28 protein-coding genes are annotated in these 25,408 nt (G+C 72.8%); 11 read left to right on the top strand and 17 right to left on the bottom strand.

Going from position 1 to position 25,408, the window contains the following annotated elements; all coding sequences use genetic code 11:
- Window positions 1–68: 68 nt before the first annotated feature.
- The 6 genes from ACQP26_RS02410 to ACQP26_RS02385 form a co-directional block, all read right to left on the bottom strand.
- Window positions 69–410 carry a type II toxin-antitoxin system HicB family antitoxin gene (locus tag ACQP26_RS02410; RefSeq protein ID WP_433494815.1) on the bottom strand — a complete coding sequence of 114 codons (342 nt, stop codon included), beginning with the start codon at window positions 408–410 and terminating at the stop codon, window positions 69–71.
- On the bottom strand, window positions 410–568 hold the full coding sequence (locus ACQP26_RS02405) for a hypothetical protein (protein ID WP_433494814.1): 159 nt from the start codon (window positions 566–568) through the stop codon (window positions 410–412). Before ACQP26_RS02405 ends, ACQP26_RS02410 begins: the two co-directional genes overlap by 1 nt.
- Before the next feature lie 49 nt (window positions 569–617).
- Window positions 618–920 carry a hypothetical protein gene (locus tag ACQP26_RS02400; RefSeq protein ID WP_433494813.1) on the bottom strand — a complete coding sequence of 101 codons (303 nt, stop codon included), beginning with the start codon at window positions 918–920 and terminating at the stop codon, window positions 618–620.
- On the bottom strand, window positions 913–1,770 hold the full coding sequence (locus ACQP26_RS02395) for a GNAT family N-acetyltransferase (RefSeq protein WP_433494812.1): 858 nt from the start codon (window positions 1,768–1,770) through the stop codon (window positions 913–915). The genes ACQP26_RS02400 and ACQP26_RS02395 overlap by 8 nt, the downstream gene beginning before the upstream one ends.
- A gap of 380 nt (window positions 1,771–2,150) precedes the next feature.
- Complete coding sequence (locus tag ACQP26_RS02390) at window positions 2,151–2,849, bottom strand: TIGR03089 family protein (protein ID WP_269702704.1); 699 nt, start codon at window positions 2,847–2,849, stop codon at window positions 2,151–2,153.
- A gap of 27 nt (window positions 2,850–2,876) precedes the next feature.
- Entirely contained in the window at window positions 2,877–3,455 is a 579-nt protein-coding gene (locus ACQP26_RS02385) for a TetR/AcrR family transcriptional regulator (RefSeq protein ID WP_269702706.1), read from the bottom strand.
- A gap of 87 nt (window positions 3,456–3,542) precedes the next feature.
- On the opposite strand from ACQP26_RS02385, the gene ACQP26_RS02380 reads away from it, so the two are divergent.
- Window positions 3,543–3,917, top strand: a complete 375-nt coding sequence (locus tag ACQP26_RS02380; protein ID WP_433494811.1) for a DUF4267 domain-containing protein — start codon at window positions 3,543–3,545, stop codon at window positions 3,915–3,917.
- A 95-nt stretch (window positions 3,918–4,012) separates the two neighbouring features.
- Window positions 4,013–5,194, top strand: coding sequence for a hypothetical protein (locus tag ACQP26_RS02375; RefSeq protein WP_433494810.1), 1,182 nt, complete (start codon window positions 4,013–4,015; stop codon window positions 5,192–5,194).
- On the opposite strand, the gene ligD (ACQP26_RS02370) is transcribed toward ACQP26_RS02375, so the two are convergent.
- Both ligD (ACQP26_RS02370) and ligD (ACQP26_RS02365) read right to left on the bottom strand, forming a co-directional pair.
- A complete protein-coding gene (ligD, locus tag ACQP26_RS02370) occupies window positions 5,121–6,035 on the bottom strand; it encodes a non-homologous end-joining DNA ligase (protein WP_433494809.1) in 915 nt (304 codons plus the stop codon). The genes ACQP26_RS02375 and ligD (ACQP26_RS02370) overlap by 74 nt on opposite strands.
- A complete protein-coding gene (ligD, locus tag ACQP26_RS02365) occupies window positions 6,025–6,963 on the bottom strand; it encodes a non-homologous end-joining DNA ligase (protein WP_433494808.1) in 939 nt (312 codons plus the stop codon). Before ligD (ACQP26_RS02365) ends, ligD (ACQP26_RS02370) begins: the two co-directional genes overlap by 11 nt.
- An 87-nt stretch (window positions 6,964–7,050) precedes the next feature.
- On the opposite strand from ligD (ACQP26_RS02365), the gene ACQP26_RS02360 reads away from it, so the two are divergent.
- Window positions 7,051–8,043, top strand: coding sequence for a Ku protein (locus ACQP26_RS02360; RefSeq protein ID WP_433494807.1), 993 nt, complete (start codon window positions 7,051–7,053; stop codon window positions 8,041–8,043).
- 49 nt (window positions 8,044–8,092) lie between these two features.
- Here ACQP26_RS02360 and ACQP26_RS02355 read toward each other — a convergent pair whose 3' ends face one another.
- On the bottom strand, window positions 8,093–8,485 hold the full coding sequence (locus ACQP26_RS02355) for a PPOX class F420-dependent oxidoreductase (RefSeq protein ID WP_269702716.1): 393 nt from the start codon (window positions 8,483–8,485) through the stop codon (window positions 8,093–8,095).
- Window positions 8,486–8,548: 63 nt separating this feature from the next.
- Between ACQP26_RS02355 and ACQP26_RS02350 the strand changes: the two genes are divergently transcribed.
- The 4 genes from ACQP26_RS02350 to ACQP26_RS02335 all read left to right on the top strand — a co-directional run bounded on the left by ACQP26_RS02350 (window position 8,549) and on the right by ACQP26_RS02335 (window position 12,131).
- Window positions 8,549–9,298, top strand: a complete 750-nt coding sequence (locus tag ACQP26_RS02350) for an FKBP-type peptidyl-prolyl cis-trans isomerase (RefSeq protein WP_269702718.1) — start codon at window positions 8,549–8,551, stop codon at window positions 9,296–9,298.
- A 139-nt stretch (window positions 9,299–9,437) separates the two neighbouring features.
- Window positions 9,438–10,295 (top strand): SCO6745 family protein, encoded by an 858-nt coding sequence (locus ACQP26_RS02345; protein ID WP_269706935.1) that lies wholly within the window; start codon window positions 9,438–9,440, stop codon window positions 10,293–10,295.
- Between the two features lie 106 nt (window positions 10,296–10,401).
- Window positions 10,402–11,052 carry an HAD family hydrolase gene (locus tag ACQP26_RS02340; protein ID WP_433494806.1) on the top strand — a complete coding sequence of 217 codons (651 nt, stop codon included), beginning with the start codon at window positions 10,402–10,404 and terminating at the stop codon, window positions 11,050–11,052.
- Between the two features lie 65 nt (window positions 11,053–11,117).
- Complete coding sequence (locus ACQP26_RS02335) at window positions 11,118–12,131, top strand: NADPH:quinone reductase (RefSeq protein ID WP_433494805.1); 1,014 nt, start codon at window positions 11,118–11,120, stop codon at window positions 12,129–12,131.
- Window positions 12,132–12,311: 180 nt separating this feature from the next.
- On the opposite strand, the gene ACQP26_RS02330 is transcribed toward ACQP26_RS02335, so the two are convergent.
- Window positions 12,312–13,961, bottom strand: a complete 1,650-nt coding sequence (locus ACQP26_RS02330; RefSeq protein ID WP_281579214.1) for a fatty acid--CoA ligase — start codon at window positions 13,959–13,961, stop codon at window positions 12,312–12,314.
- 85 nt (window positions 13,962–14,046) lie between these two features.
- Here ACQP26_RS02330 and ACQP26_RS02325 point away from each other — a divergent pair, with 85 nt between their 5' ends.
- The gene (locus ACQP26_RS02325) at window positions 14,047–14,538 is read left to right on the top strand and encodes an NUDIX domain-containing protein (RefSeq protein ID WP_281579215.1); all 492 of its coding nucleotides are present in this window, start codon (window positions 14,047–14,049) and stop codon (window positions 14,536–14,538) included.
- A gap of 7 nt (window positions 14,539–14,545) precedes the next feature.
- On the opposite strand, the gene ACQP26_RS02320 is transcribed toward ACQP26_RS02325, so the two are convergent.
- Window positions 14,546–16,213 (bottom strand): MDR family MFS transporter, encoded by a 1,668-nt coding sequence (locus tag ACQP26_RS02320; protein WP_281579216.1) that lies wholly within the window; start codon window positions 16,211–16,213, stop codon window positions 14,546–14,548.
- 56 nt (window positions 16,214–16,269) lie between these two features.
- On the bottom strand, window positions 16,270–16,824 hold the full coding sequence (locus ACQP26_RS02315) for a type 1 glutamine amidotransferase domain-containing protein (RefSeq protein ID WP_269702727.1): 555 nt from the start codon (window positions 16,822–16,824) through the stop codon (window positions 16,270–16,272).
- Window positions 16,825–16,942: 118 nt separating this feature from the next.
- Between ACQP26_RS02315 and rfaE2 the strand changes: the two genes are divergently transcribed.
- Window positions 16,943–18,769, top strand: coding sequence for a D-glycero-beta-D-manno-heptose 1-phosphate adenylyltransferase (gene rfaE2 / locus ACQP26_RS02310; RefSeq protein ID WP_433494804.1), 1,827 nt, complete (start codon window positions 16,943–16,945; stop codon window positions 18,767–18,769).
- Window positions 18,766–19,638, top strand: coding sequence for a glycosyltransferase family 2 protein (locus ACQP26_RS02305; protein WP_281579218.1), 873 nt, complete (start codon window positions 18,766–18,768; stop codon window positions 19,636–19,638). The genes rfaE2 and ACQP26_RS02305 overlap by 4 nt, the downstream gene beginning before the upstream one ends.
- Here ACQP26_RS02305 and ACQP26_RS02300 read toward each other — a convergent pair.
- The 3 genes from ACQP26_RS02300 to ACQP26_RS02290 are packed head-to-tail and all read right to left on the bottom strand — an operon-like array spanning window position 19,613 to window position 21,807.
- The gene (locus tag ACQP26_RS02300) at window positions 19,613–20,761 is read right to left on the bottom strand and encodes a glycosyltransferase family 9 protein (protein WP_433494803.1); all 1,149 of its coding nucleotides are present in this window, start codon (window positions 20,759–20,761) and stop codon (window positions 19,613–19,615) included. The genes ACQP26_RS02305 and ACQP26_RS02300 overlap by 26 nt on opposite strands.
- 6 nt (window positions 20,762–20,767) lie before the next feature.
- Window positions 20,768–21,304 carry an Hsp20/alpha crystallin family protein gene (locus tag ACQP26_RS02295; RefSeq protein WP_433494802.1) on the bottom strand — a complete coding sequence of 179 codons (537 nt, stop codon included), beginning with the start codon at window positions 21,302–21,304 and terminating at the stop codon, window positions 20,768–20,770.
- Window positions 21,301–21,807, bottom strand: a complete 507-nt coding sequence (locus ACQP26_RS02290; protein WP_433494801.1) for a DUF2231 domain-containing protein — start codon at window positions 21,805–21,807, stop codon at window positions 21,301–21,303. The genes ACQP26_RS02295 and ACQP26_RS02290 overlap by 4 nt, the downstream gene beginning before the upstream one ends.
- A gap of 222 nt (window positions 21,808–22,029) precedes the next feature.
- On the opposite strand from ACQP26_RS02290, the gene ACQP26_RS02285 reads away from it, so the two are divergent.
- Entirely contained in the window at window positions 22,030–22,593 is a 564-nt protein-coding gene (locus tag ACQP26_RS02285) for a pyridoxamine 5'-phosphate oxidase family protein (RefSeq protein ID WP_051611552.1), read from the top strand.
- Between the two features lie 15 nt (window positions 22,594–22,608).
- Here ACQP26_RS02285 and ACQP26_RS02280 read toward each other — a convergent pair whose 3' ends face one another.
- Complete coding sequence (locus tag ACQP26_RS02280; protein ID WP_433494800.1) at window positions 22,609–23,157, bottom strand: DUF3592 domain-containing protein; 549 nt, start codon at window positions 23,155–23,157, stop codon at window positions 22,609–22,611.
- Window positions 23,158–23,193: 36 nt separating this feature from the next.
- Window positions 23,194–25,368 carry an acyltransferase family protein gene (locus ACQP26_RS02275; protein ID WP_269702740.1) on the bottom strand — a complete coding sequence of 725 codons (2,175 nt, stop codon included), beginning with the start codon at window positions 25,366–25,368 and terminating at the stop codon, window positions 23,194–23,196.
- Window positions 25,369–25,408 lie beyond the last annotated feature (40 nt).

Here is a 25,408-nt window from a genome sequence, read left to right as displayed (position 1 = left end):
GTTCCCGACATAAGACCACGTCAATGGGCATCGGCAACAGTCCCCGGCAGGGACCGCTCCGGGACGGTTCAGGCGGCGCTCAGCTTCCTTAGCAAGTACTGGTTCAGGCTCATGCCTTCCTCGGCGGCGTGGATGGCCAACTCTCGGTGCAGGCTCTCGCCGACCCGCAGGTTGAACTTGCCCGAGTACCTGCGCTCGGACAGCGGCTCCGGGATCTGCTCGCCCTGTTCGGCCATGTCGGCGATCACCTCACGCAGCATCTCCTGAAGCCCCTGGAGCGCCTCGATCTGGGTGCTGGCGAGCCAGGATAGAGACGGGAACTCGGCGCAGGTGGCCACGAACTCCAGGTCTTCGAGGGACCAGGTGACGCGGTACGTGTAGTGCGAGATCTCGGGACGGGACTCGGACATCACATGGCCTCCTTCTTGTCGATCGCCTTGAGCACCTGCCGTACCTGATAGGCCTTGGCCTTGCCCTTGTCGTCCTGGATGTTGACGCGCGGGTCTCCCGCCCACGGCATCTTGAACACGGCGTGGAACGTGCCGGCCTGCCTTGCGCATCGCTTCAACGAGCCTGGCTATGGACGACACCAGACCATGGTACCGCCAGTAGTACCACTAGGGGTCAATCGGTGTCATCGCGTCGGCGATCACCCGCGCCACGCACTCGTAGTCGCGTACCAGCGGCCCGACCAGCGCACGGTCCGGCTCGAACGCGGCGACCAGTCCGCGTACCAGATCTTGGATGCGCTGGTCCCGGCTGAGCCGCCGCCCCCGGTGCCGGTGCGCGACGCTGCGCCAGCGGCGCAGGCCGACGTCGGCGAGCCGTTCGTGGCACTGCGGGTCGGCGACGATCGGGCAGCCCTGCGCCCGCAGTGCCGCCAGCCCACGCAGGACGGCCTCCCGCGTCGGCTCAGTCATGGAGGTAGCGGGCGCGGCGGCCGAAGTCGCGGAAGCCGAGCCGCCGGTACAGCCCGGCCGCCGGGTTGTCGTCGTTCACGCAGAGCCACGCGGCGTCCGCGCCCGCGTCGGCGAGGCCGCGCAGCACACGCGCCACCAGGTACGCGCCGACTCGCCGCCCGCGCCACCCGGGCACCACGCCGATCTGGTCGATCCAGTTGTCGAGCACCGTGACGAAGCCGGCCGCCGCGCCGTCCGGGCCGCGCGCGAGCAGCGTCAGCTCCGGCCGGAAGTCCTCGTCGTCGCGCAGGTCACCCAGCCACTCGTCGGCCTCCGGCTCGACGAATCCGGGCCGGTCGGCGAACGACGCGCGGTAGGTGGCGAACAGCTCCGGCCCCAGCGCGGCAGGCTCCACCGTCACCCCGTCCGGCGCGGCGACCTCGGGCAACGCGTCGAGGCCGTGCCGCAGCACCCACTCCAGGAACGTCCGCGTGTAGTCGCGTGCGGCGAACAACTCCTCCGCGCCCGCGTTCCACGTCTCCGTGGTGACCAGCAGTCCAGCGTCGCCGGCGTGCTTCTCGGCCCAGTCGAGCAGCGCGCCGCCGAGCCCGCGACCGCGCCACGCGGGGTGCACCAGGCCGGTGGCGGTGGCCGGCGTCCGCCCGTCGCCGACCCCGACGGCCGCAACCAGGTCGCCGCCGGACCACGCCCCGTGGGTACGCGTCTGGAGCAGCCGCGCCCGCACCAACGGGGTACGCCCGAACAGCGGCAACCCGCCGTCAGTGGCGAGGCACGCCTGCGCCAGACCGGTCAGCGCGGGCAGGTCGTCGTCGCCGAACTCCCGCCACAGAAGCGCATCCGTCCCACCCACGCCCACTCCCGCCACTCCGCCCGACCCGACGGTCCAGCACTCCGACGCAGTAGGCCCCACCCGGCCCCCCACGGTCAACCAGATTCCCCACCCGCCCACCCCGCTCGCCGCCCACCCCGCCGCCCGCCCAACCCGCGCCGATCTTGGAGTTATGGCGCCTCAGATGCCCGCTTCGCGACTTACGCGAGGTGCCACAACTCCAAGATCAACGCGAGTACGTGGGCAGCCCGGGCGAGAGCCGCGCGCGGCCACCTCGCCGCCCGCAGCGAGAGACGAGGGTGTCGGGGGTCGACGCGAGACGCCAGGAACGCCGTTGATCTTGCAGTTACGGCCTCGGCAAGAGCCACAAAACCGGCACCTGAGGGGCCGCAACTGCAAGATCAGCGAGGCGAAGAGGCGGAGGTGGCGTGGATCAGGACTGTGGCTCGGGCGGACAGAGGGGCCAGCAGCCACTTCAAGGGCTGCTCGTCCTCGGTCGGGTCGACCACGAGGCGGTCACCGGGATGCAGGTCCATCTGGGTGGCGATCTCGGCGGCCAGGCGTCGCCACGCGCCGAAGCTGGTGCCGTCCGCCGTGGCCGGGCCGGACGGGTCGACGGCGGTGTAGTCCGGCGGGTCGGTGGGGTGCCGCAGCACCTCGGCCGACCAGTCCAGCCAGCCGGGCGGCACCTCGCCGAGCGACCCCGGCCCGGTGCCCACCAGGTAGCGGTGTGTCCCCTCGGGTACGTCCTCCAGCCAGTCGTCAAGGCGTTCCGGGGTCACGAACACCGCGTCGTACGGCCGGTCCGCGCCCGGCTCGAGCACCGGCAGCCCGGCCAGAGCGCGGGGACGGAACGACACCGTCAACCCGACCGACCAGGCGCCGAGCAGCACCGCCGCGGTACGCCAGTGCGGCGGCAGCAGCACCGCCACGCGGTCGCCGGGGCGCAGCCCGCACCCGTCGCGCAGGAGTCCGGCGCTGCGGGCCGTCCACTCGCCCAGTTGCGGCCCGGTCAGCTCGGTGCGCTCGCCGGTGGCGTCGTCGAGGTAGGTCAGCAGCGGCTCGTCGGTCGCGACGGCGGCGGGTGCGCGGGTGGCCATCGGGTGTGCTCCTCCCTGGCGGTCAGCTCACCCTAGCCGGGTGAACCGGTCGACCAGGAGGGCCAGCCGCCGCGCGTGTTCCGCCCGCCGCAGACGGCCGTCGCGCATCAGCGTGACCTGGCCGTGCAGCCCGCTCCAGAACGTCTCGGTGAACGTCTCGAGGTCGTCGTCACCGGCGAACGGACGCAGCGTCTCGGCCAGCTCGGCGAAGGCCCGGACCAGTTCGACCGGGGTGTCCTGGCTGGCGAAGGAGAGGGTGACAGGGAGGGTGAAGATCGCGTCGTAGAGCGCGGGCCGGCGTTCGGCGAACGCGGCGTACGCCGTGGCGATGCCGGCCACCGCGGCCCGCGGGTCGGTCGCGGCGGCCCGGGCGGCGGCGAGCTCGACGGCCAACTCGGCGCAGCCCTCCAAGGCGACGGCCGCCATGATGGCGTCCTTGCCCCGGAAGTGGCTGTAGAGGACGGGCTGGCTGTACTCGATCTCGGCGGCCAGCCGACGGGTGGTGACCGCGTCCCAGCCCTCCGACTCGGCCAGGTCGCGGGCGGCGGTGACGATCGCCCGTTCCCTTTCCGCCCGCTCCCGCTCCCGGCGCGCCCGAATCGACATGACCAGAACTCTAGCATCGCTAGCCAATCTATCGACGCTCTGCTAGCTTCGCTCTCACACCTAGCACTGCTAGAAATCGGAGCCGACATGCTCACCCCCATCGCCTACGGGCTCGCCGTCGTCCTCAGCCTGTTCATCGTCCTGATCGGCGCACGCTTCCTCCTGGCTCCCCGAGCCGCCGCCGCCGGCTACGGCGTCCCGGCCGCGGAGGGGACAGGAGATCCGGCGTACCTAACGGTCAAGGGGATACGTGACCTCACCTACGGCCTGGTCGGCCTCGCCCTGATCGCCTTCACCAGCGCCGACGCCGTCGCCTGGTTCATGCTCGTCGTCGCGCTGGCGCCGCTGGGCGACACCGTCATCGTGCTGCGGCACGGTGGTTCCCGGGCGGTTGCCTTCGGCGTCCACTTCGCCACCGCCGTGGTCGTCCTCGTCAGCGCCGCCCTGCTGTTCGCGCTCTAGCCGGACCCACCGGTCCGCAGCGGTCGACTTTGGTCGCGGGTCCGGTCGCCCGACGGCCGTATCGAAGGGCTGGATGGCTGCGGGACCGTGCGGGCATGACGACCGAACCTCGGCGTGGGCGGCTGGTGCCGCCGATCGCGTTGCTGCTGCTCGCCCCGTGGACCGCCGAGTGCTCCTGGGGCGGCTTCACCCTCACCGGCATGCCGTTCGTCGTGCTGGTGCTCGCCCCGATGTACGGCGGAGCGGCGCTGCTGATCCGCGAGACGGCCCGGCGGCTCGGGCTCGGCTGGCCGGGGATCGCGCTGCTCGCCGCCGCGTTCGGCGTGATCCAGGCCGGCCTGGTCGACCAGTCACTGTTCAACCCCGGGTTCCTGGACGACACCGAGTTCGCCGGCACCCGGGCCGCTGCGGAAGCCACGCTGGTGCCCGGCCTCGGGTTCAGCGCCCGGCAGGCGGTCGACTACGTGGGCAACCACGTGGTGCTGACCATCTGCGCGCCGATCGCGCTCGTCGAGTCGTACCTCGGTGCGGGCCGCCGGGCGCGGCCCTGGCTGGGCCGACCAGGGCTGGTCGCGGCGGCGCTGCTCTGGCTCGGCGGCAGCCTGCTGGTGTTCGCCGACGACGGTGGCCGCAAGAACTTCCTGGCCTCGCCGGCCCAGTTGGCGTTCGCCACCGGCGTGGCGCTGGCCCTGATCGCCGCCGCACTGCTCCGCCGCCGGCACGCCGGGCCCCCACCCGACGCGCCAACGCACGCACCGACGCCCGCCCGACCAACGCACGCACCGACGCCCGCCCGACCAACGCCCGGGCCGATGCCCGACGCGCCAACGCCCGAGCCGACGTCCACCGAACCAACGCCCGCCGGCCGATCCCGCACCGAAGCCGGCCCGCCCCGGCCGGTCTGGCCCGCCCTGGTCGTGGTGGGGGCGTACCTGGGTTCCGGGATAGCCCCGGGCCGGCCGGGAGTCGTACTCGCCCTCGCGCTCGCCGCGGTCGCCGCCGCCCTGCTCACGCGCTGGTCCCGTCGGCCCGGCTGGGGGCAGCGGCACGTACTCGCCACCGGCTCGGCCGGCCTGGTCGTCGCGGCCGCGCTCGCGTACACGGTGCCGACCTATGCCCCGGCGAGCCCGTCGGCGGCGCTGGTGGGTGACGTGGCGATCAGCGTGATCGTGTTGCTGCTCGTGGGCGGCGCGTGGTGGCGGGTCAGCGGGCGGGCAGCTCGGGACCGCCGTCGAGCAGCGGCGCCAGCAGGTCGCCCTCCTTCTCCACCCGCTTGAGCACCTCGCCCGCCGTGTACGGCCGCGTCGACGGCCGCTTCCCCGCCGCTCCGGCCTCCACCTCGTCCCAGGTCAGCGGCGTCGACACCGAGGGCACCGGCTGGGCCCGCAGCGAGTACGGCGCCACTGTCGTCTTCGCCGCGTTGTTCTGACTCCAGTCGATGAAGACCTTGCCGGGGCGCAGGTTCTTCGCCATCTTCGACACGATCAGCTTCGGGTGTGCCTGCTCCAGCTCCTGCGCGATCCGCTTGGCGTAGTCGGAGACGATCTCGGCGTCCTGCGTGCCGGCGATCGGGCAGCAGAGCTGCATGCCCTTCTTCCCGGACGTCTTCGGGAACGAGGAAATCCCGTCGGAAGCCAGCCGGTCGCGCATCAGCAGCGCCACCCGGCAGCACTGCTTGAGCGCGGCCGGGGCACCCGGGTCCAGGTCGACGACCATCATGTCCGGGTGTGTGCCGATCTTCCACTGGGGAGTGTGCAGTTCCAGCGCGGCCAGGTTGGCCAGCCACACGAGCGTCGGCAACTCGTCGCAGACCACGTAGTCGATGGTCTCCCGCCCCTTGGTCGACCCGGGGGCGGGCAGGTTCTCGGTGCGTACCCAACCGGGGGTCGCGGCGGGTGCGTTCTTCTCGAAGAACGAGCCGCCGTCGACGCCGTTGGGGAACCGGATCCGGGTGAGCGCGCGGTCGCGCAGGTGCGGCAGCAGCACCGGGGCGATCCGGGTGTAGTAGTCGATCACCTCGCCCTTGGTGAAGCCGGCCTTCGGGAACAGCACCTTGTCCAGGTTGGACAGCTCCAGCGAGCGCCCCTCGACCTCGACCTTGAGCCGGTCAGCCGGCATCGTCGACCTCCTCGGGCGGCTTGTCCGGGCGCAGGCGCAGGATGCGCGGGAAGCGCAGCCGGCCGTCCGGCGTGCGCTGGCCGTACTTGACCTCCACCACGACCCGGGGAGTTACCCAGATCGCGCCCCGGGCATCCTCGCGCGGCACCCCGGCGGCGAACGGCGTCGTGGTGGACCGCAGCGGTTCCAGTTCGCGCAGCAGTTCCCGTTCGATCGCCGCCCCGATGCCGCCGCCGACCCGCCCCCGGTAGATCAGCCGCCCGTCCGGGCCGGGCACGCCGACCAGCAGACCGCCGATGCGTCGCGCGCCCGGTCGCCAGCCGCCGACCACGAAGTCGCCGGTGACCTCCAGTTTGACCTTCACCCAGTCCGGCGAGCGCACGCCGGGCCGGTAGAGCGAGTCGACCCGCTTGGCCATCACCCCCTCCAGCCCGTGCTCACCGGCCGCCGCGTAGGTGGCCGGGCCGTCGCCGAAGACCGGCGGCACCGCCCACCGGGCGGCGCCGAGCCCGAGCGACTCCAGCGCCGCCCGCCGCTCCCGCCACGGCCGGGCGGTCAGGTCCTCGCCGTCGAGCCGCAACAGGTCGAAGATCATGTACGTGACGGGTACGGTCGCCGCCAGCCGCGCCGCCTTGGCCGGGTTACGCACGTGCATCCGCTCGGCGAGCGCGGTGAACGACGGCTGCCCGTCGGTGAAGAGGACCACCTCGCCGTCGAGCAGCGCGTCGCCCACCTGCTCGGCCAGGTTCAGCAGTTCCGGGTACGCGGTGGTGATCTCGACGCCGGAGCGGGCGTAGAAGTGCCTGTCGCCGCGGGAGATGTCGGCGAGCGCACGGACGCCGTCCCACTTGAACTCGTACGCCCAGGCGGCGCCGGCCGGGAGCTGCCCGGTCGTCGCGAGCATCGGCTTCAACGGCGCGCCGGGCACCTCCTGACTGTAGTTGCGTAGCGAAGCGCGTGCGTCCCGTTCGATCGTTTGCGATTCTGGTGGTCAACCGGGGAGAGGAGCGCGGGTATGCGGGCGATCTGGAAAGGAGCGGTGTCGTTCGGCCTGGTGTCGATCGGGGTGAAGGTCTACTCGGCCACCGAGGAGAAGGACATCCGTTTCCACCAGGTGCACCGTGAGGACGGCGGCCGCATCCGCTACAAGCGCACCTGCTCGGTCTGCGGCGAGGAGGTCACCTACGACGACATCGCCAAGGGGTACGACATCGGCGGCGGCGAGATGGTCATCCTCACCGACGAGGACTTCACCGATCTGCCGTTGAGTACCTCGCACGCGATCGACGTGCTGGAGTTCGTACCGGCCGAGCAGGTCGACCCGATCCTCTACAACAAGGCGTACTTCCTGGAGCCGGAGGGCTCGGCGACGAAGCCGTACGTGCTGCTCCGCGACGCGCTGTCCGACTCGGAGCGGGTGGCGATCGTCAAGGTGGCGCTGCGCCAGCGGGAACAGCTCGCCACGCTGCGGGTCCGCGAGGGCGTCCTGCTGCTCAACACCATGCTGTGGCCGGACGAGATCCGCCGGCCCGACTTCGGCTTCCTGGACGAGGACCTGAAGGTACGCCCGCCCGAGCTGGCCATGGCCAGCTCACTGATCGACTCGATGGCCGGGGAATTCGAGCCGGACGCGTTCACCGACGACTACCGGGCGGCATTGCAGGAGGTCATCGACGCGAAGGTCGAAGGCCGCGAGGTGGTGCAGCCCGAGGAGGAAGAGGCTGCCCCCGCCGCCGCGGTCGACCTGATGGCCGCGCTGAAGGCGTCCGTGGAGCGGGCCCGCGCCGCCCGGGGCGAGGCGCCGTCCGGCGGCGGCGCCGAGCCGACCCCGATCTCGTCGGCCCGCTCCGCCAAGAAGGCCGCGAAGAAGGCGCCGGCGAAGAAGGCCGAACCGGCGAAGAAGACGGCGGCCAAGAAGACGCCCGCGAAGAAGACGGCGGCGAAGAAGGCCGAACCGGCGAAGAAGACCGCCGCCAAGAAGACGCCCGCGAAGAAGAAGAGCGCCTGACGCGTACGGCGAAGGCCCCGCCCTCGACGGACGGCGGGGCCCGCGCCGCTCAGCCGCGGCCGAGCTTCTCGGTCGGGGTGACACGGACGATGACGCGTTCCTCGCCCGGTCGGCGCCAGGGGTAGGTGTCCTGGCCGAGGTACTTCTTCGCCATCCGGTCGATGTGCTCGTCGGCGCCCTCGGTGACGAACTCGACGGTGCCCTTGATCCACAGGGTGCGGTAGTCGTCGGCCTTGTCCGCCACCGACACCGCGACCACCGGGTTGCGGGACATGTTCAGGTACTTCTGCCGGCCCTTTGCCGTGTTGAACACGACGTGCTCGCCGTCGGTGTCGACCCAGACCGGGGTGACGTGCGGGGTGCCGTCGGCCTCGATCGTCGCCACGTGCGCGAGCTGCGGCTCGCCGAGCAGGGCCAGGTCTTCTTCGCTGAGGATCGCCATGGCCGGAACCTACCCCGCGCGGTGCCCTCGTATCGGGCTTCGTGTCCGGATCGTGGTGGCCGTATGGGCACGCTGGGGCTCCGGGCGGGTACCGTGTGCGCTGGCCTCGGCGGCGGCCCGCCGGGGGCGCACCCACCCACCCTGCAGGGAGTCGACGTGAGCGAGCGTGTGGAGAACCGGTCGGCGGGCCAGGCCCCGGCCACCAAGGCACAGCGGCGGCTGGCCGCCCAGCTGGCCGAGAAGAAGGCAGCCGAGGCGCGTCGTCGCCGGCAGTCGATCCTCGGCGCGGCGGTCGGCGTGCTCGCGGTGGTGGCCCTGGTCGGCGGCCTGGTGTGGCTGAACAGCGGGGACGACGACAAGGCGTCCACCGCCGGTTCCTCGGCCAGCCCGACCGCGCCGGCCGAGCCCAGCGCGCCCGCCCAGGAGCTGCCCGCCGACATCGACCCGGCGCTGAAGACCAAGCCGACCGTGCAGGCCGGCACCGGCGAGCTGAAGAAGCTCACCGTCACCACCCTCGTGAAGGGCACCGGGCCGGCGGTGAAGGCGGGTCAGAACATCACCACCAACTACGTGGGTGTCTTCTACAAGGACGGCAAGCAGTTCGACGCGTCCTGGGACAGCGGCCAGCCGGCCACCTTCCAGATCGGCGTGGGCCAGGTCATCAAGGGCTGGGACCAGGGCCTGGTAGGCGTGCCGGTGGGCAGCCGGGTCCAGCTGGACCTCCCGGCCGAGCTGGCGTACGGCAACGACGCCGCGGGCGGCCGTCCGGCCGGGCCGCTGCGCTTCGTCGTCGACGTGCTGGCTGCGCAGTAGATCACTCCGGGCTTCCGTCCGGTCACCCAGCGGCAGTAGGTTCATGGTCACCACGGGCGGCACATCCGTCCGTGGTGATCTGCCCACCGACGCGGAGGTGCACGTGGCGGCGCTGGACGAGGCCGGGGTGACCCGGCAGATGTGGACGCTCTACGAGCCGGTCCACGCGGTGACCTACTTCCACCCCCGTGCCCGGGCCGCGTTCGAGGCGGTCGGGCTGCGGGGCTACTGGCGCGGCTACTTCGCCGGACGGGCCGCGCCGCTCGGGCCGGTCGACGCGCCGGCGGTGACCGCGGCCTTCTTCAGCTTCGCGCCGGCCATGGTGGCCCGCGCGCTGCCGTCGGTGTGGCGCCTGGCCACCCCGGAGGAGGCGCTGCGGGCCCGGCTCACCGGTGGTGTGCAGGCGCTCGCCGAGTTCACCTACGAGCTGCCCGAGTCGCACCTGGTCGAGGCCGCCGACCTGCTGGAGGAGGCGGCCGGGCTGGTGGACACGGCCGGGCGGGTGCTCGGCGCGGTGAACGCCGCCCTGCCCCGGGGCGAGTACCCGCTGGCCCGGCTCTGGCAGGCCGCCGCGACGCTGCGCGAGCACCGCGGCGACGGCCACGTGGCGGCGCTGGTCACGACCGGGCTGGAACCGGTCGAGGTGGTGGCCTGGCGGTGCCGGGTCGACCAGTCCCGCGAGTTCCACCAGCCGGCCCGGGGCTGGACCGACGAGCAGTGGACCGCGGCCGAGCAGCGCCTGGTGGACAAGGGCTGGCTGACCGCCGACCTCGCCCCCACGCCGTACGCCACGGAGACGTTCCGCGCGGTCGAGGAGGCCACCGACCGGGCCGCGTCGGGACCGTGGCGGGCGCTGGGCGCGGAGCGTACCGCCCGGTTGGCGGAGCTGCTGGAACCGATCGCGACGCGCTGCCGCACGATCATCCCGGCCAAGGCGCCGATCGGCCTTCCGGCGCAGCGCGGCGCCGGCACGGACGCGGCGGCGCGGGCACGCTGAGCCGCACGCCGCCGACCCGGCACAACCCTCGGCGTGACCGTCACCCGGATCCGGGAAGGGGCGGCCGTTCCTGACGGGAGTGCGGCCCGTCCGGCAGGATGGTCACGTGGTGGACGCGGTGCTCTTCGACCTGGACGGCGTGATCGTGGACTCCGAGCCGGTCTGGGAGGAGGTCCGGCGGGCGTACGTGGCGCAGCACGGCGGCGTCTGGCAGCCGGACACCCAGCACCGCCTGATGGGGATGAGCACCGGCGAGTGGGCCGAGTACCTGAGCGGTGAGCTGGGCGTCGACAGGTCGCCCGAGCAGGTCGCCACCGAGGTGGTGACCGAGATGGCCCGCCGGTACGCGCAACACGTACCGCTGATCGACGGCGCCGACGAGGTCGTGCGCCGCATCGCCGCGCGGTGGCCGCTCGGGCTGGCCAGTTCCTCACCGACCCGCCTGATCGCGGCGGCGCTCGACGCGACGCGCCTGGCCGGTTCGTTCGGCGCGACGCTGTCGACGGAGGAGACCGCCCGGGGCAAGCCCGCGCCCGACGTGTGGCTCGCGGTGGCCGGGCGGCTCGGCGTCGACCCGGCCCGGTGCGTGGCGGTGGAGGACTCGTCGAACGGGGTCCGCTCGGCGGCCGCCGCCGGGTGCCGGGTGGTGGCGGTACCGCACGGGTCGTATCCACTCGATCCGGACGCGGAGGCGCTCGCGGCGGTGCTGCTCCCCTCGATCGGCGCGCTCACTCCCGCTGTGGTCGAGGGGTGTTGACAAGGGGCCCTTCCTCTACCTGAGGCGTTAACAGGGGGCCCTTCCTTGAATTGATCGGAGGGCGGATGAAGGCGATCGTGTACGAGCGCAGCGGGGACGCCTCGGTGCTCCAGGTGGTCGAGCGGCCGGTGCCGGAACCCGGGCCGGGCGAGGTGCTGGTGCGGATGGCCGTGTCGGGGGTGAACCCGACCGACTGGAAGGCCCGCCAGGCGTGGCCGCTGCCGGCCGGCTGGCAGATCCCGCACCAGGACGGCGCCGGGGTGGTCGAGGCGGTCGGCGAGGGCGTGGACCAGACGCTCATCGGTGAGCGGGTCTGGGTGTGGGAGGCGGCGTGGCAGCGGCCGTGGGGCACCGCCGCCGAGTACACGCTGGTCCCGGTCCGGCACGCGGTGCCGCTCGGTCCGGCCTCGTTCGACCTGGGTGCGGCGCTCGGTATCCCGTTCATGACCGCGCACCGCTGCCTGACCGCCGGTGAGTTCATGCCGGACAAGCTGCACGCGGGTGCGCTGAGCGACCACGTGGTGCTGGTGCAGGGCGGTGCGGGCGCGGTGGGCAACGCGGCGATCCAGCTCGCCCGGTGGGCCGACGCGTGCGTGATCGCCACGGTGAGCAGCCCGGAGAAGGCGCAGCTCGCGGCGGCGGCAGGGGCCAGCTTCGTGATCAACTATCGCGAGCAGGACGTGGTCGAGGAGGTCCGCAAGGTCGCGCCCGACGGGGTGCACACGATCGTCGAGGTCTCCGCCGCCCGCAACGCCGCCGCCGACGTACGGATGCTGCGCACCGGCGGGGCGGTCTGCGTGTACGCCGACGACGGCGGCGACGAGGTGACGTTGCCGATCCGGCCGCTGATGGCCCCGAACGCGCGCTGGCAGTTCGTGCTGATCTACACCGCGCCGAAGGTGGCGAAGGCGCAGGCGGTCACCGACATCGCGGCGGCGGTGGCGCAGGGCGCGATCCGGGTCGGCGAGGAGGCCGGCCTGCCGCTGCACCGGTATCCGCTGGTGGAGGCCGCTGCCGCGCAGCAGGCGGTGCAGGACGGCGTGGTGGGCAAGGTGCTGGTGAGCACCGCCGACGAGTAGGCGACCGGATTTCCCCGACAGCCGGACAGACGCGAACAAGTTTCGCAACAATGACGGTGCGGGTCACCCCGTAACGGACGGGCGGCCCCGGCGCGGTGCGAACGCCGGGGCCGCCCTCTGGGAGGAATGTCCGTTGGGAACGCCTTCCTACCCGTGTAGGCGACGGTACGCCGCGAAACGTTACGACGCGGTCAGTTCCCGCACGTCGAGCCCGCCGTCGGCGTACCGCGAGCGCACCACCTTCTTGTCGAACTTGCCGACGCTGGTCTTCGGGACCGCGTCGATGAACGCCCACCGCTCCGGCAACTGCCAGCGGGCCACCGAGGCGGCCAGGAAGTCCCGCAGCTCCTCGGCGGTCACCGACGCGCCCTCGCGGACCACCACAGTGGCCAGCGGCCGCTCGTCCCAGCGCTCGTCCGGTACGCCCACCACGCACGCCTCCAGCACCGCCGGGTGCGCCATCAGGGCGTTCTCCAGCTCGACCGAGGAGATCCACTCCCCGCCCGACTTGATCACGTCCTTGGCGCGGTCGGTGAGGGTGATGTAGCCGTCCGGCGAGAGCGTGCCGACGTCACCGGTCCGCAGCCAGCCGTCCCGGAACTTCTCCTCCTCCGGGGCGTCGTCGCCGATGTACCGGGCGGTCACCCACGGGCCGCGTACCTCCAGCTCGCCCACGGACGTCCCGTCGGCGGGCAGCGGCTCGCCGGCCGGGCCGACGATCCGCGCCGTCACGCCCGCCGGGACGCGGCCCTGCGTGTAGCGGTAGCGCCAGGCGTCGTCGCCGGTCGCGCCGGCCGGTGCCCGGGAGACCGAGCCCAGCGGCGACATCTCGGTCATGCCCCAGGCGTGGATGACGTCGATGCCGTAGCGGTCGTGGAACGCGTGCATGAGCGCGGGCGGGCAGGCCGACCCGCCGACGATCACCTCCTTCAGCGAGGAGAGATCCACCTCGTGCGCGTCCAGGTAGGCGAGCAGGTCGGTCCAGATGGTCGGCACCGCGCCGGCGAGGGTGGGCCGCTCGGCGGCGATCATCGCAGCGATCGGCTCCGCCTGGAGGAACCGGTCCGGCATGATCAGCGAGGCGCCGGAGAGGAACGCCGCGTACGGCAGGCCCCACGACATGGCGTGGAACATCGGCACGATCGCCAGCTCACGATCGTTCGGGCCGAGCCCGAAGCCCTCCGGCATGCAGACCTGGAGCGAGTGCAGGTAGATCGAGCGGTGCGAGTAGGCGACGCCCTTGGGGTTGCCGGTGGTCCCGGAGGTGTAGCAGAGCGCGGCGGCGTCGCGCTCGTCCACCTCCGGCCAGTCGTAGTGGTCCGGGCGGCCGGCCAGCAGCGCGTCCCAGTGGTGCACGGTGATCCGGTCACCGGCCGCGGACAGCAGCGGGGCCGGGTCACCGCCGCCGACCACCACCACGTGCGCAACGGTGGTCATGTCGCCGATCACCCGGGCGAGCAGTGGAATGAGCGTGGTGTCGACGAGGACCACCCGGTCCTGCGCGTGGTTGGCGATGTAGGCGACCTGGTCGGGGAAGAGCCGGATGTTGAGCGTGTGCAGCACCGCGCCCATGCTCGGCACGGCGAAGTACGCCACCAGGTGCTCGTTGTTGTTCCACATGAACGTGCCGACCCGCTCGTCGCCGGTCACCCCGCACTCCTCGCGCAGCGCATGGGCCAGCCGGGCGGCGGTGCGGCCGACCTCCGCGTACGTCATCCGGCGGGGTTCCGCGCCGGTCCAGGTGACCACCTCCGCCGCGCCGTGCACGGTGGCGCCGTGTTCGAGGATCCGGGCGACCTGGAGAGGGGCATCCATCATCGTGCTACGCATGGGTAACAACGTAGTGGCGTCGGTCACATCTGCGGAACCCCCCGGAATCGCCGAGGTGATCACGGATGATGCGTAGATTGTCCGGGTGAGCATCTCGTGGGCCGACTCGTACGTCGGGCAGCTCCGCGCCCTGGCCGGTGACCGCACCCTGATGTTCGTCGGCGCACGCGCCGTGGTGCGCGACAACGCCTCCCGGGTGCTGCTGATCCAGCGGTCCGACAACGGCCAGTGGGCCCTGCCGGCCGGTGCCATGGAACTCGGCGAGTCCATCGCCGACTGCGCCGTCCGGGAGGTGCGGGAGGAGACCGGGCTGCGGGCGCTGCGGGTGAGCGCGTTCGCGCTCTACACCGGACCCGACCGCACCCACACCAACATGTACGGGCACACGTACCAGGTCTTCACCACGGCGTTCCGGGTCGACGAGTGGGACGGCGAGCTGGCCCGGTTCACCGACGAGACCACCGACTCCGGGTTCTTCCGCCCGGCGGACTTCCCGCACCCGCTGTCGTCGAGCGTGCACGAGACGCTCGCCGACCTCGACGTGTTCGAGCAGACCAACCGGTTGATCCTCAAGTAGCCGCCGGTCACAGCATCGTCTGCGACTTGGCCTCCATGTCGGCGGCCGCCTCCTCCTTCGACTCCTTGGTCAGCGGCTTGCCGCCGGGCGCGGGGGCCTTGCCGCCGATCGGGTCGGCGCCGCCGGTGGCGCCCTGCGGGCCGGTGCCCCGCAACTGAAGGTTCGGCATGGCCAGCGTGACCAGCACCGCGACGATCGCGATCAGCCCGGTGGTCAGGAAGACCAGGTGCAGCGACTCGACGAACGAGGCCTGGACGGCCGCGCGTACCGGGGCGGGCAGGGCGAGGATGGCCGCCGGGTCGTTGATCGAGAAGTTCCCACCGGCCGACACCGCGGCCCGCTGCTCCGGCGGGAGCTGCGCCAGCGCACCAGGCAGCCGCGTGGACAGCTCGGCGGTGAGCCGGGACGACAGCACCGCACCGAGGATGGCCACGCCGAACGAGCCGCCGAGCGACCGGAAGAACGTGGCCGACGAGGTACCCGCACCCAGGTCGCGGACGCTCACCGCGTTCTGCACGGCCAGGATCAGCGACTGCATGCACAGGCCCAGCCCCACGCCGATCACCACCATGTAGCCGAACGCGGCCCAGAGCGTGGTGGCCACCTGGAGCTGCTGGAACAGCAGCATGCCGACCACCAGCACGGCAGCGCCCGCCACCGGGAACCACTTGTACCTGCCGATCCGGCTCATCGCCCGGCCGGTGATGATCGAGGTGATGATGACGCCGGCCATCATCGGCAGCATCAGCAGACCGCTGCGGGTCGGTGAGGCGCCCTTGACGATCTGGAGGTAGAGCGGGATGAAGATGATCGACCCGAACATCACCAGACCGAGCACGAACCCCGCGCCGTTGGCGAGCGCGAACGTGGCGCTGCGGAACAACCGCAGCGGAAGGATCGGCTCCTTGGTCCGGGCCTCCTGGACGACGAACAGCACGCCCAGCACCACGCCCGCGGCGAACAGCCCGACGATCACGCCGGAACCCCAGGCGTACTCGGCGCCGCCCCAGCTCAACGCCAGCAGCAGGCAGCTCACGCCGGCGACGAGCAGCGCCGCGCCGATCCAGTCGACTGTGTGCTCCCGGCGCTCGAACGGCACCAGCCGCATCACGTGCCAGCAGACCACGATGGCGAGGATCGCCAGCGGCACGTTGATGTAGAAGATCCACCGCCAGTTGGTCTCCGCGAAGTAACCGCCGACGAGCGGCCCGGCCACCGAGGAGACGCCGAACACCGCGCCGAACAACCCCTGGTAGCGACCACGCTCCCGGGGCGAGACCACGTCCGAGATGATGGTGAACGCCAGCGTCATCAGGCCACCCGCGCCCAGGCCCTGCACGCCGCGCGTGACGATCAGCTGGGTCATGTTCTGCGACAGCCCGGCCAGCAACGAGCCGAGCAGGAACATGCCGATCGAGAACAGGAAGACCGGCCGGCGTCCGTACAGGTCGGCCATCTTGCCGTACAGCGGCGTCGAGGCGGTCGACGCCAGCAGGTACGCGGTGACCACCCACGAGTAGTGGTTGATGCCGCCCAGTTCGCCGACGATCGTCGGCAACGCGGTGCCGACGATCGTCTGGTCCAGCGCCGCCAGCAGCATGCCGGTCATCAGACCGAACATCAGCAGGCGGATCTGGCGGGCGGGCAATGCGGGCGGGGCGGCCTGGGCGGTCATCCCGCTTCCTATCCCACCGGGGGCGGATCATGCCCCCGGTGGGCCTGTGACTTTCCTCAGGCGGCGTGCCGGCCCTCGGCGAACTCCTCGACGATCTTCGCGCAGAACGCCGGCAGGTCGTCCGGCTTGCGGCTGCTGACCAGCCCGTTGTCGGTGACGACCTCCTGGTCGACCCAGTTCGCGCCGGCGTTTGTGAGGTCGGTGCGCAGGCTCGGCCAGGAGGTGATGGTGCGGCCCCGCACCACGTCCGCCTCGACGAGCGTCCACGGGCCGTGGCAGATCACCCCGACCGGCTTGCCGGCGTCGAAGAACGCCTTGACGAACCGGACCGCCTCCGGGTCCGTCCGCAGGAAGTCGGGGTTCGCCACGCCACCGGGCAGGACCAGGCCGTCGTACGCCCCGGCGTCCGCCTCCTTGGTGGTGACGTCGACCTGGTACTGCTTGCCGTGGTCGAGGTGGTTGAAGGCCTGGATCGTGCCGGACTCGATGGAGACCAGCTCGACCTGGGCGCCGGCGTTCTCCACCGCCTCCCGGGGCTTGGTGTACTCGACCTCCTCGACGCCGTCGGCGGCCAGGAAGGCGATGCGCTTGCCCTGAAGTGTCGCTGCCATGCTGCTTCTCCTCTCCGGGGTACGTCTGCACGGTTCCCTGGGCCGATGCCGCGAAACCGGACGCATCGGGTGGCCCACGTCGCGTTTGGCCCGACGGCCCGGGGGGATCCGCAGAGGCATGGCAGGAGCAGCAGCGGAAGAGCGCCGGCTCGCCACCGTGGTGGCCAGCTGGCAGCAGCGTCCCGTGCTGGTCGTCGGGGACGCCATGCTGGACGAGTGGCGGTTCGCCGAGTCGGAGCGGCTCTGCCGGGAGGCGCCCGCGCCGGTCCTCACCCTGCGGCGGCGGATCTCCGCGGCCGGGGGCGCCGCCAACACCGCGGTGAACGTCGCAGCGCTGGGCGGCCGGGCCGCGCTGGTCGCCCCGGTCGGTGCCGACGTGGCGGGCGACGAACTGCACGACTGCCTGGACCGCGCGGCGGTCTGGGACCGTACGGTGAGCCAGCCGGGCCGGCCCACGCCGGTCAAGCGGCGGATGCTCGCCGGCAACCAGATCCTGCTGCGGGAGGACTCCGGCGGCCCGGAGGACGGCTTGGACGCCGACGGGGTGGCCCGCCTGCTGACCGCGTTGCACTGCGCCACCGAGGAGCTGCGCGCGGTGGCCGCCGGTCAGCCGCTCACGCTCGTGGTCTGCGACTACGGCTTGGGCGCGCTGCCCTCGGCGGTACGCGCCTGGCTGGTCGCCAACCGCGACCGGTACGGCACCGTGGCGCTCGACGCGCACGACCTGGCCGACTGGCGCGGACTGAACCCGACTGTGGTGACGCCGAGCTTCGCCGAGGCGACCCGGCTGCTGGCCCGCGCCGCCGCGGGGTTCGCGCACGCCGAGCGGGGTGCCGTCCCCAGCGGCGACGTGCATCTGGACCACACGGCCGAGGCCGACGGCCCGTCCGAGCTGATGGTGGGCGCCGCGCCCGGCGGGTCCGGCGAGCGCGCACCCGGCAGCCCGCACCCGACCTCCGGCACGCCCGCCGCCGAGGCCCCCGCCGGGCCGACCGGCGAGCCGATGCCGGGCGAGGAGCGGGTGGCGCTGACCGGCGACGGGCTGAGCGTCACCGGGACCGGCGTGACGGTGAGCGCGGCGGCCGGCACCGGCGTGGACCGGGCCGTGCTGGCCGAGTCGCGCCTGTCCGAGCTGCGCGCGCACACCGGCGCCGACGTGGTGGCGGTGACCCTGGACACCGAGGGCGCGGTGGTCGGTGGCGCCGAGGGCGAGCCCCGGCGCAGCCACAGCACCCCGGTCCCGGCCAGCCACGCGGTGGGCGCCGGGGACGCGTACCTGGCGGCCATGACGCTGGCGCTGGCCGCCGACGCGGGCCTGCCCACCGCCGCCCAGCTCGCCCAGCTCGCCGCCACCATCACGGTGGCCGACACCGGCACCTGCGTGTGCCGCCGGCAGGACCTGCTGGCCGCGCTCGGTACCGGCGCGGACGAGGGTGGGCACCCGGCCCTGGTCGGCGCGGACGAGCTGGCCGCGCTGGTGGACGAACACCGGCAGGCCGGGCGGTCCGTGGTGTTCACCAACGGCTGCTTCGATGTGCTGCACCCGGGGCACGTCCGCTACCTGACCCAGGCCCGCGCGCTCGGCGACCTGCTGATCGTGGCGGTCAACTCGGACGGCAGCGTACGGCGGCTCAAGGGCCCGGACCGGCCGGTCAACCCGGTCGAGGACCGGATCGCCCTGCTGGCGGCGCTGGCCTGCGTGGACCACGTGGTGGTCTTCGAGGAGGACTCCCCGGCCCGGCTGATCGAGGCGGTCCGACCCGACGTCTACGTCAAGGGCGGCGACTACCCGCCGGAGATGGTGCCGGAGGCGCCGCTGGTACGGCGGCTGGGCGGGCAGGTACGCACGCTCGGCTACGTGCCGGACCGCTCCACCTCGGCGATCATCGACCGGATCCGCGCCCAATCTGTCACCGACACGGTCGGCGAGGGCAGGCCGGCGTGACCCGACCGCTCGACCCGGGCACGCCCGAACGGTTCCGGCAGCACCGCCGCCTCGACGTGCTGATCCCCACCCGCAACCGGCCCGCCGAGCTGGCGGTCACGCTGTCCGGGCTGGCCGCCCAGGAGGGCGTACCCGGGTTCGGCGTGGTGGTCAGCGACCAGTCCGACGGCGAGCCCGCGTACGCGCACCCGGCCGCCGCCACGATGGTCCGCGCGTTGCGGCACCGGGGGCACCCGGTGCTGCTGACCCGGCGGCTGCCCCGGCGCGGCCTGGCCGAGCACCGGTCCTACCTGCTGGCCCAGTCGGCTGCCGACGCGGTGCTCTGCCTCGACGACGACGTGTGGCTGGAGCCGGGCGCGCTGGCCCGGCTGGTCACCGCGCTCGGCGAGTTGGGCTGCGGGTTCGTCGGCAACGCGGTGCACGGCCTCTCCTACGCCGACGACGTCCGCCCGGAGACGCACGAGCACTACGAGGAGTGGACCGGGCCGCCGGTACCGGAACGGATCATGCCCGGGACGCCGGAGTGGCACCGGGCGTCCATCCATCCGGCGGCGAACCTGTTGCACGTCACCGAGAAGCTGGACCTGGCGGCGGGCGAGTGGCGGGCGTACAAGATCTCCTGGATCGGCGGGTGCGTGCTCTACGACCGGGCCAAGCTCGTCGAGGCCGGCGGCTTCGACTTCTGGGAGCGGCTGCCCGAGCGGCACCAGGGCGAGGACGTCGCCGCGCAGCTCGCCGTGCTGGAGCGCCACGGCGGCGCCGGGGTCCTGCCCAGCGGGGCCTACCACCTGGAGTCGCCGACCACAGTCACCGAACGCGACGTGGAGGCGTGGGAAGTGGTGCTCAGCGAGTCGCCCGCGGAGGTGTGAGCAGCTCCCGGGCCGCCTCGAGCACCTCGGCGGCGGGCACGTCGGCGACGAACGAGACGCGGTGCGGGCACTCGCCGTCGCCCGGCCGGTGCGGGTAGATCCCGGGTGTGCAGTCGACACCGCAGACCGGGCAGTGGGTGGTCCAGGCGGCGATCGGGCGGTGCCGTCCGCGCAGCGGCGACGCCCCGTTGATCAGGTTGCCGACCCAGAAGACGCCCACTGTCGGCGCGCCCACGGCAGCGGCCAGGTGCAGCGGTCCGGTGTCGTTGGAGACCACGAGCGCGCAGTCCGCGTACGCGGCCGCGAGCGCGCCCAGGCTGAGCGTCCCGACCTGGGGACGTACCGGCACCCCGGCTGCCGCCACCACCGAGTCGACCGTCTCCTGCTCGGCGGGGGTGCCGGTGACCAGCACCTCGTACCCGTCTGCGGTCAGCTCGCGGGCGACCTCGGCGAAGCGTTCCGGCGGCCAGCGCCGCCGCGTGTCGGTGGCGCCCGGGTGCAGCGCGACCCGAGGGCGGGTGGGTTCGCCGAGCACGGCGGCGGCCTCCGCCCGGTCGGCGGCGGTGACCGCGAGCGCCGGGGTGATCGTGGTGGCGGGCGCCCCGACCAGGGCCGCGACCTCCAGGTAGCGGATCACCTCGTGCTGGTAGTAGACGTAGCGCAGCCACCGGTCCAGCGGCGGCGCGCCCTCGGCGCGCAGGCCGGCGGTCACCCGCGCGCCCAGCCCGGCCACGAACGGGTTCGAGTTGGCCCCGCCGCCGTGCACCTGCAACGCCAGGTCGAACCGTTCGGCGCGGGCGGCGGCCAGGAACGCCGGGACGTCACCCGGCGACTCGCCGGGCCCCGGGTCGCGGATGCCGGGCGCCGCCGGCACCACCAGCACCCGGTCCACCGGGCCGGGCCGGTCGCGCCAGAGCGCCGCGTGCCACGGCGCGCCGAGCAGCACGATCTCCGCCGACGGGTACGCGGACCGCAGCGCGTCGAGCGCCGGCAGCACGAAGATGAAGTCGCCGAGCGCGTTGGCACGCAGCACGGCGATCCGCTCGACATCAGGGACGCGCTCGCCGACCGGGCCGAGCACCTCCGGGTCGCGGCGCGGCGAGCTGGCGGGCGGGCTCGTCACGCGGCCCTACGGCCTGTCGATCTCGTCGAGCGCGGTGTCCGGGTGGTGCAGCTCCCGGTCGGCGGCCGGGTCGGTGGGCATCGGCGTACGGTCGGCGCCCGGCCGTGGGCCGGTCCGGCCGACGGTGATGGTGCGCGGCGCGGGCCGGGTCGCCCGGGGCAGGCGCACCCGGAGCAGGCCGTGGTCCATCACCGCGTCGATCCGGTCCGGGTCCACGCGGGACGGCAGGTCCACGCGGTACTCGAAGCCCCGGGTGGTGAACCCGCCCGGGATGCCGTGGTCCGCGTTCACCTCGGCCTCCGACCGGGCGCGGACGCACAGCTCCCGGTCGTCCAGCTCGACGGCGACCTCCTCCGGCGCGACACCGGGGAGCCGGACGACCACCTCCCAGCCGTCGGCCGTCTCGGTCAGGTCCACGTCCGGGCTGCCGGAGCGCCCGCCGACCAGCCGGCTCAGCTCGGAGCGCAGCGACTGGAGTTCGCCCATCGGATCCCAGCCCTGCTGGCGGCCACGCCAGCCCCGTCCGCCGCTCTGTTCCGTCATCGCGCGTCTCCGATCCGCTGTGTCGCCGAGTGGGGTCGCAGCGAGCTGGGCGCGTTGAGATCGTGCTCCGGGTCGACGCCGACACCGAGCCGGTCCACCAGTTCGCCGCCGAGCCAGGCGCTGACACCGAGGATCGCCAACGCGACCACCTCGATGGCGATCAGCGCGCCACCGGCTGCGCGGGAGTCGGCGTTGAGCCGTACCGCCCAGACCGCGGCGAACAGCAGGATGACCGCCACGTTGGCGGCGGCGTGGGTGAGCCCGACCCGCTTGGCGCGGGTGCCGGCCGGCAGGGCGAGCAGGTCGAACGCCCCCGCTGCCGCGGCCAGCAGGCCGCCGATCAGGCCGACGGTGATGTTCCAGTACGCGACCTCGGCGAGGAAGCCGGGCCCGCCCACGGTGTCCACCAGGTCGAAGATCACCGCGGTCACGAAGAGCGCCACCGGGAACATCACGAGCATCGGATGCACGGGATGGCCGAGCACCTTGAGCCGGCTCTCCATCTCGGCCTCCATCCGTCACGTCCGGACGCACGCTGCGAACCGGTCCCTACCCGCCGGCTCCGGGGGCAAACCGGCACTCGACGCGTCTCCTAGGCTGACAGTGGCGGAAACCAGGCCGTCGCGGGCCGGAACCGTCGTGACGATCAACGGACGGGGGAGGAAGACGTGACGACCCGGGAGATCACCAACGAGGCCGAGCTACGCGAACTGATCGGCACACCGATGCCGAGGGCGGCCGCCAAGGACCGCCGTACGCTGCACGAACGCGACCGGGAGTGGCTCGCCGCCTCGCCGTTCTGCCTGATCGCCACCGCCGGCGCGGACGGCACCTGCGACGTCTCCCCCAAGGGCGACCCGCCCGGTTTCGCGCTGGTGCTCGACGACACCACGATCGCGATTCCGGAGCGGCCCGGCAATCGGCGGGCCGACGGCTACCGCAACATCCTGGCCAACCCGCACGTCGGGTTGATCTTCCTGATCCCCGGCCGTACCGACACGCTGCGGATCAACGGGCGCGCCCGGCTGATCGCCGACGCGCCGTGGTTCGCCGACATGGAGGTCAAGGGCCACCGGCCGGTGCTCGCCGTCGAGGTCGCGATCGAACAGATCTTCTACCACTGCGCGAAGGCGTTCCTGCGCTCCGAGCTGTGGCAGCCGGAGACCTGGCAGCCGGACGTGCTGCCGACCCGGGCCCGGCTGATCAAGGAGGTGGAGGCCCCGGCGGAGAGCCTGGCCGACCTGGAACGCCACTACGGCCCGGCCTACCTGGAGACGCTCTACCGCTGACCCGGTCGCGGACGGTCAGCGCCGGACGTTGCGCTTGCGTTTGCCCCGGCCGACATAGCCGCGGCCGTCTGTTGCCGGTGCCACCGGGCGCGGCCGACGGGGGCGGGCGGCGCGCCGGCGCTGGATGCGGGACAGCATGAGCGTCACCCCGGTGCCCAGGGCGACCAGCCCGACCGCACCGAGTACGCCCTGCACGCGCCCGCGGTGCCCGCTGAGCTGCCCGTAGTCGGTGACGAAGTCGCCCGGGTCCGCCGGGTTGACCCAGATCGGCACCTCGGTCCCCGTAGCCCGGCACACCTCGAAGCAGGGCACCTCCTGCGAGTGCGTGCGGCCGTCGACCACGTAACGGAAGTACATGGTGCGCGACGAGGAACTCCGGTTGCCGCCACTCTTCGTCACCTGGTCGACGACGAGCGCCTGTGCGGGCGTACCCCGCTCGCGCAGCGTCACCCCCCAGTCGTCGAGCGCCGACTGCGTGTGGAACGGCAGCCAGAGCAGGACGCCACCGGCGACCGCCAGCAGCACGTACGCGATGCCGAGCGGTGACGGCCAGCGGATGGTCACGAGGCCATCGTGACCGGACGCCGCAACCCGAGCGAGCTACTGGGCCGGGCTGAAGCGCGCCGGCACGCCCACGTCGGACAGGGCACGGGCGAGGTGCGGTGCGGTCGTCTTCACGTACGCCGCGCCGATGTGCGAGCCACCCCGGTAGATGAGCACGTTGCCGAACACCACAGGGCACCTGTCGGTCGGGCAGACGGCGTCGAACAGGTCGATCATCTTGACCTTCGGCGCGCCGGACACCGCCTGCCGCTGCATCCGGTACGCCGGGTCCTGGTCGTGCCGTTCCCTGTCGAACGCGCACCGGGACAGGCGCTTGCGGTTCTTGTCGGCGCACGTCACCGCCGGCCCGGGGCCGGGGTTGTTGGCGAGCACGACGACCTGCGTGCCCACGGCGTCGAGCTTCTTCCACGCCGACCGGACCCCGGCGACCATCGCCTCGACCGTCGGCTCCTTCGCGCCGCTGTCGAAGGCGCGCGCCGCGCCCTGCGAGGTGACCAGGTAGTCGGGTCGCTCCTCGACCAGTTTGCGCATCAGCGACCGGTTCCAGTCGATGCAGTCGGTGTAGAGCTTGCTCGGGTCGTCCGCCCGGACCGCGGGCGCGCTGGTGAACGGGCACGACGCCTTCGCGGCGATCAGGATCTTCCAGTCGTTCTGCTCGGCCAGCACCTGGAACGCCGGCAGCCACTGGTCCATCTTCGAGTCGCCGACGAGCGCGACGGTGGTGGCGGCGTTCGGGTTGCCGTACGTGCAGGACAGCACCTCGGCGCCGTCGACCTGCTGGAAGCACTTGTCCCGATTCGTGTCGGGCACGTCCATGAAGCCCTGCCGGATCTGCAGCGGGTCCGGTTTGATCACGTCGAACCGCTCCGGGACCGGGCCGATCGGGGCGGTGCCGGGCGCCGTCGACAGCAACGCGGCCCCCGGGGCGTACTGGCCCTTGGTGGTGGTCGCGGCGGCGGCCCACGCGCCCATCAGCACCAGGACCATGCCGGCGCAGATGCCGGCGAGCGTGAAGTTGCCGCCCAGGCTCAACGCCAGACGCGGCGACGTGGAGATCTTCCGCGAATAGCGCAGCGGGTTCTCCACCAGCCGGAACGTGATCCAGGCCGGGATCACCGAGGCGAGCGCCACCAGCAGGCCCTCGGTCAGCGACAGGTCACCGAAGTGCGCGGCGGCCACCACGAGCATCGGCCAGTGCCACAGGTAGAGCGAGTACGACAGGTCACCGATCCACTGGAACGGACGCGTGCCGAGCACCATCACCGGCCCGCGGGGGCCCGCCGCCGCGCCGGCCGCGATCACCGCCGCCGCGCCGAGCGTGGGCAGCGCCGCCGCGTACCCCGGCCATGCGGTCTTCCCGCTGACCAGCAGCGCCGCCGCGACGATCGCGGCGAGGCCGAGCCACCCGAGGACGACCGCCACGGACCGGGGCATCCGCGCGGCGCGGACCGCCAGCAGCGCGATGGCGGCGCCGACCCCGAGTTCCCACAGCCGCGTGGTGGAGACGAAGAACGCCCGCTGCGGCGAGTTGGCCGTCTCGATGATCGACCAGACGAACGACGGCACCGCCAGCACCGCGAGACCGACCCACAGGACCGGCCGTACGTTGGCCCGCCGGAGCTTGCGCGCGGCGAGGATGGCCAGCACGATCAACAGCGGCCAGAGCAGGTAGAACTGCTCCTCCACGGCGAGCGACCAGAAGTGCTGGACCGGCGACGGCGCGACGTCCTCGGCCAGGTAGTCGACCGCGCGGTCGGCGAAGCGCCAGTTCACGATGTACGTGGCCGCGGCGGCGATGTCACCGCCGACGACCTGCCACTCACCCCGGGGTACGAACAGCCGGACCGCGACGGCGGTGGCCGCCAGCACCACGGTTGCGGCGGGCAGGATGCGCTTGGCCCGGCGCGCGTAGAAGCCGATCAGCGAGACCCGGCCGCTGCGCTCGATCTCGGAGATGAGCTGCCCGGTGATGAGGAAGCCGGAGATCACGAAGAAGACGTCGACGCCGACGAAACCACCGGGGATGAACGGCAGCCCGGCGTGGTAGAGCAGCACCAGCCCCACGGCGACGGCCCGGAGCCCGGCGACGTCGGCCCGGAACCGGCTCGGCGTCGCCTCCTTGCCCGGCTCGCGTGCGGTCGCCGTACCGCCCGGCTCCTCGGAGGGTGAGCCTTCCCGATCGGCAACCTTCGTCAACGGCGGGGAAGTCATCGCGATCCTCAAACTCTGCGGCTGGGGGCGAGGGAACGAT

The sequence above is a fragment of the Micromonospora sp. CA-248089 genome (genome assembly GCF_050948515.1).
Lineage (GTDB): Bacteria > Actinomycetota > Actinomycetes > Mycobacteriales > Micromonosporaceae > Micromonospora.
Note: the sequence above shows the minus strand (reverse complement) of the source record. Positions and strands in the feature narration are given on the sequence as shown.

Bases quoted from the DNA above. Each gene is read 5' to 3' on its own strand.
- ACQP26_RS02410 (WP_433494815.1), bottom strand. From the start codon at position 410: ATGTCCGAGTCCCGTCCCGAGATCTCGCACTACACGTACCGCGTCACC.
- ACQP26_RS02400 (WP_433494813.1), bottom strand. From the start codon at position 920: ATGACTGAGCCGACGCGGGAGGCCGTCCTGCGTGGGCTGGCGGCACTG.
- ACQP26_RS02390 (WP_269702704.1), bottom strand. From the start codon at position 2,849: ATGGCCACCCGCGCACCCGCCGCCGTCGCGACCGACGAGCCGCTGCTG.
- ACQP26_RS02385 (WP_269702706.1), bottom strand. From the start codon at position 3,455: ATGTCGATTCGGGCGCGCCGGGAGCGGGAGCGGGCGGAAAGGGAACGG.
- ACQP26_RS02380 (WP_433494811.1), top strand. From the start codon at position 3,543: ATGCTCACCCCCATCGCCTACGGGCTCGCCGTCGTCCTCAGCCTGTTC.
- ACQP26_RS02375 (WP_433494810.1), top strand. From the start codon at position 4,013: ATGACGACCGAACCTCGGCGTGGGCGGCTGGTGCCGCCGATCGCGTTG.
- ligD (WP_433494809.1), bottom strand. From the start codon at position 6,035: ATGCCGGCTGACCGGCTCAAGGTCGAGGTCGAGGGGCGCTCGCTGGAG.
- ACQP26_RS02360 (WP_433494807.1), top strand. From the start codon at position 7,051: ATGCGGGCGATCTGGAAAGGAGCGGTGTCGTTCGGCCTGGTGTCGATC.
- ACQP26_RS02355 (WP_269702716.1), bottom strand. From the start codon at position 8,485: ATGGCGATCCTCAGCGAAGAAGACCTGGCCCTGCTCGGCGAGCCGCAG.
- ACQP26_RS02350 (WP_269702718.1), top strand. From the start codon at position 8,549: ATGGGCACGCTGGGGCTCCGGGCGGGTACCGTGTGCGCTGGCCTCGGC.
- ACQP26_RS02345 (WP_269706935.1), top strand. From the start codon at position 9,438: ATGTGGACGCTCTACGAGCCGGTCCACGCGGTGACCTACTTCCACCCC.
- ACQP26_RS02335 (WP_433494805.1), top strand. From the start codon at position 11,118: ATGAAGGCGATCGTGTACGAGCGCAGCGGGGACGCCTCGGTGCTCCAG.
- ACQP26_RS02330 (WP_281579214.1), bottom strand. From the start codon at position 13,961: ATGCGTAGCACGATGATGGATGCCCCTCTCCAGGTCGCCCGGATCCTC.
- ACQP26_RS02320 (WP_281579216.1), bottom strand. From the start codon at position 16,213: ATGACCGCCCAGGCCGCCCCGCCCGCATTGCCCGCCCGCCAGATCCGC.
- ACQP26_RS02315 (WP_269702727.1), bottom strand. From the start codon at position 16,824: ATGGCAGCGACACTTCAGGGCAAGCGCATCGCCTTCCTGGCCGCCGAC.
- rfaE2 (WP_433494804.1), top strand. From the start codon at position 16,943: ATGGCAGGAGCAGCAGCGGAAGAGCGCCGGCTCGCCACCGTGGTGGCC.
- ACQP26_RS02295 (WP_433494802.1), bottom strand. From the start codon at position 21,304: ATGACGGAACAGAGCGGCGGACGGGGCTGGCGTGGCCGCCAGCAGGGC.
- ACQP26_RS02290 (WP_433494801.1), bottom strand. From the start codon at position 21,807: ATGGAGAGCCGGCTCAAGGTGCTCGGCCATCCCGTGCATCCGATGCTC.
- ACQP26_RS02285 (WP_051611552.1), top strand. From the start codon at position 22,030: ATGCCGAGGGCGGCCGCCAAGGACCGCCGTACGCTGCACGAACGCGAC.
- ACQP26_RS02275 (WP_269702740.1), bottom strand. From the start codon at position 25,368: ATGACTTCCCCGCCGTTGACGAAGGTTGCCGATCGGGAAGGCTCACCC.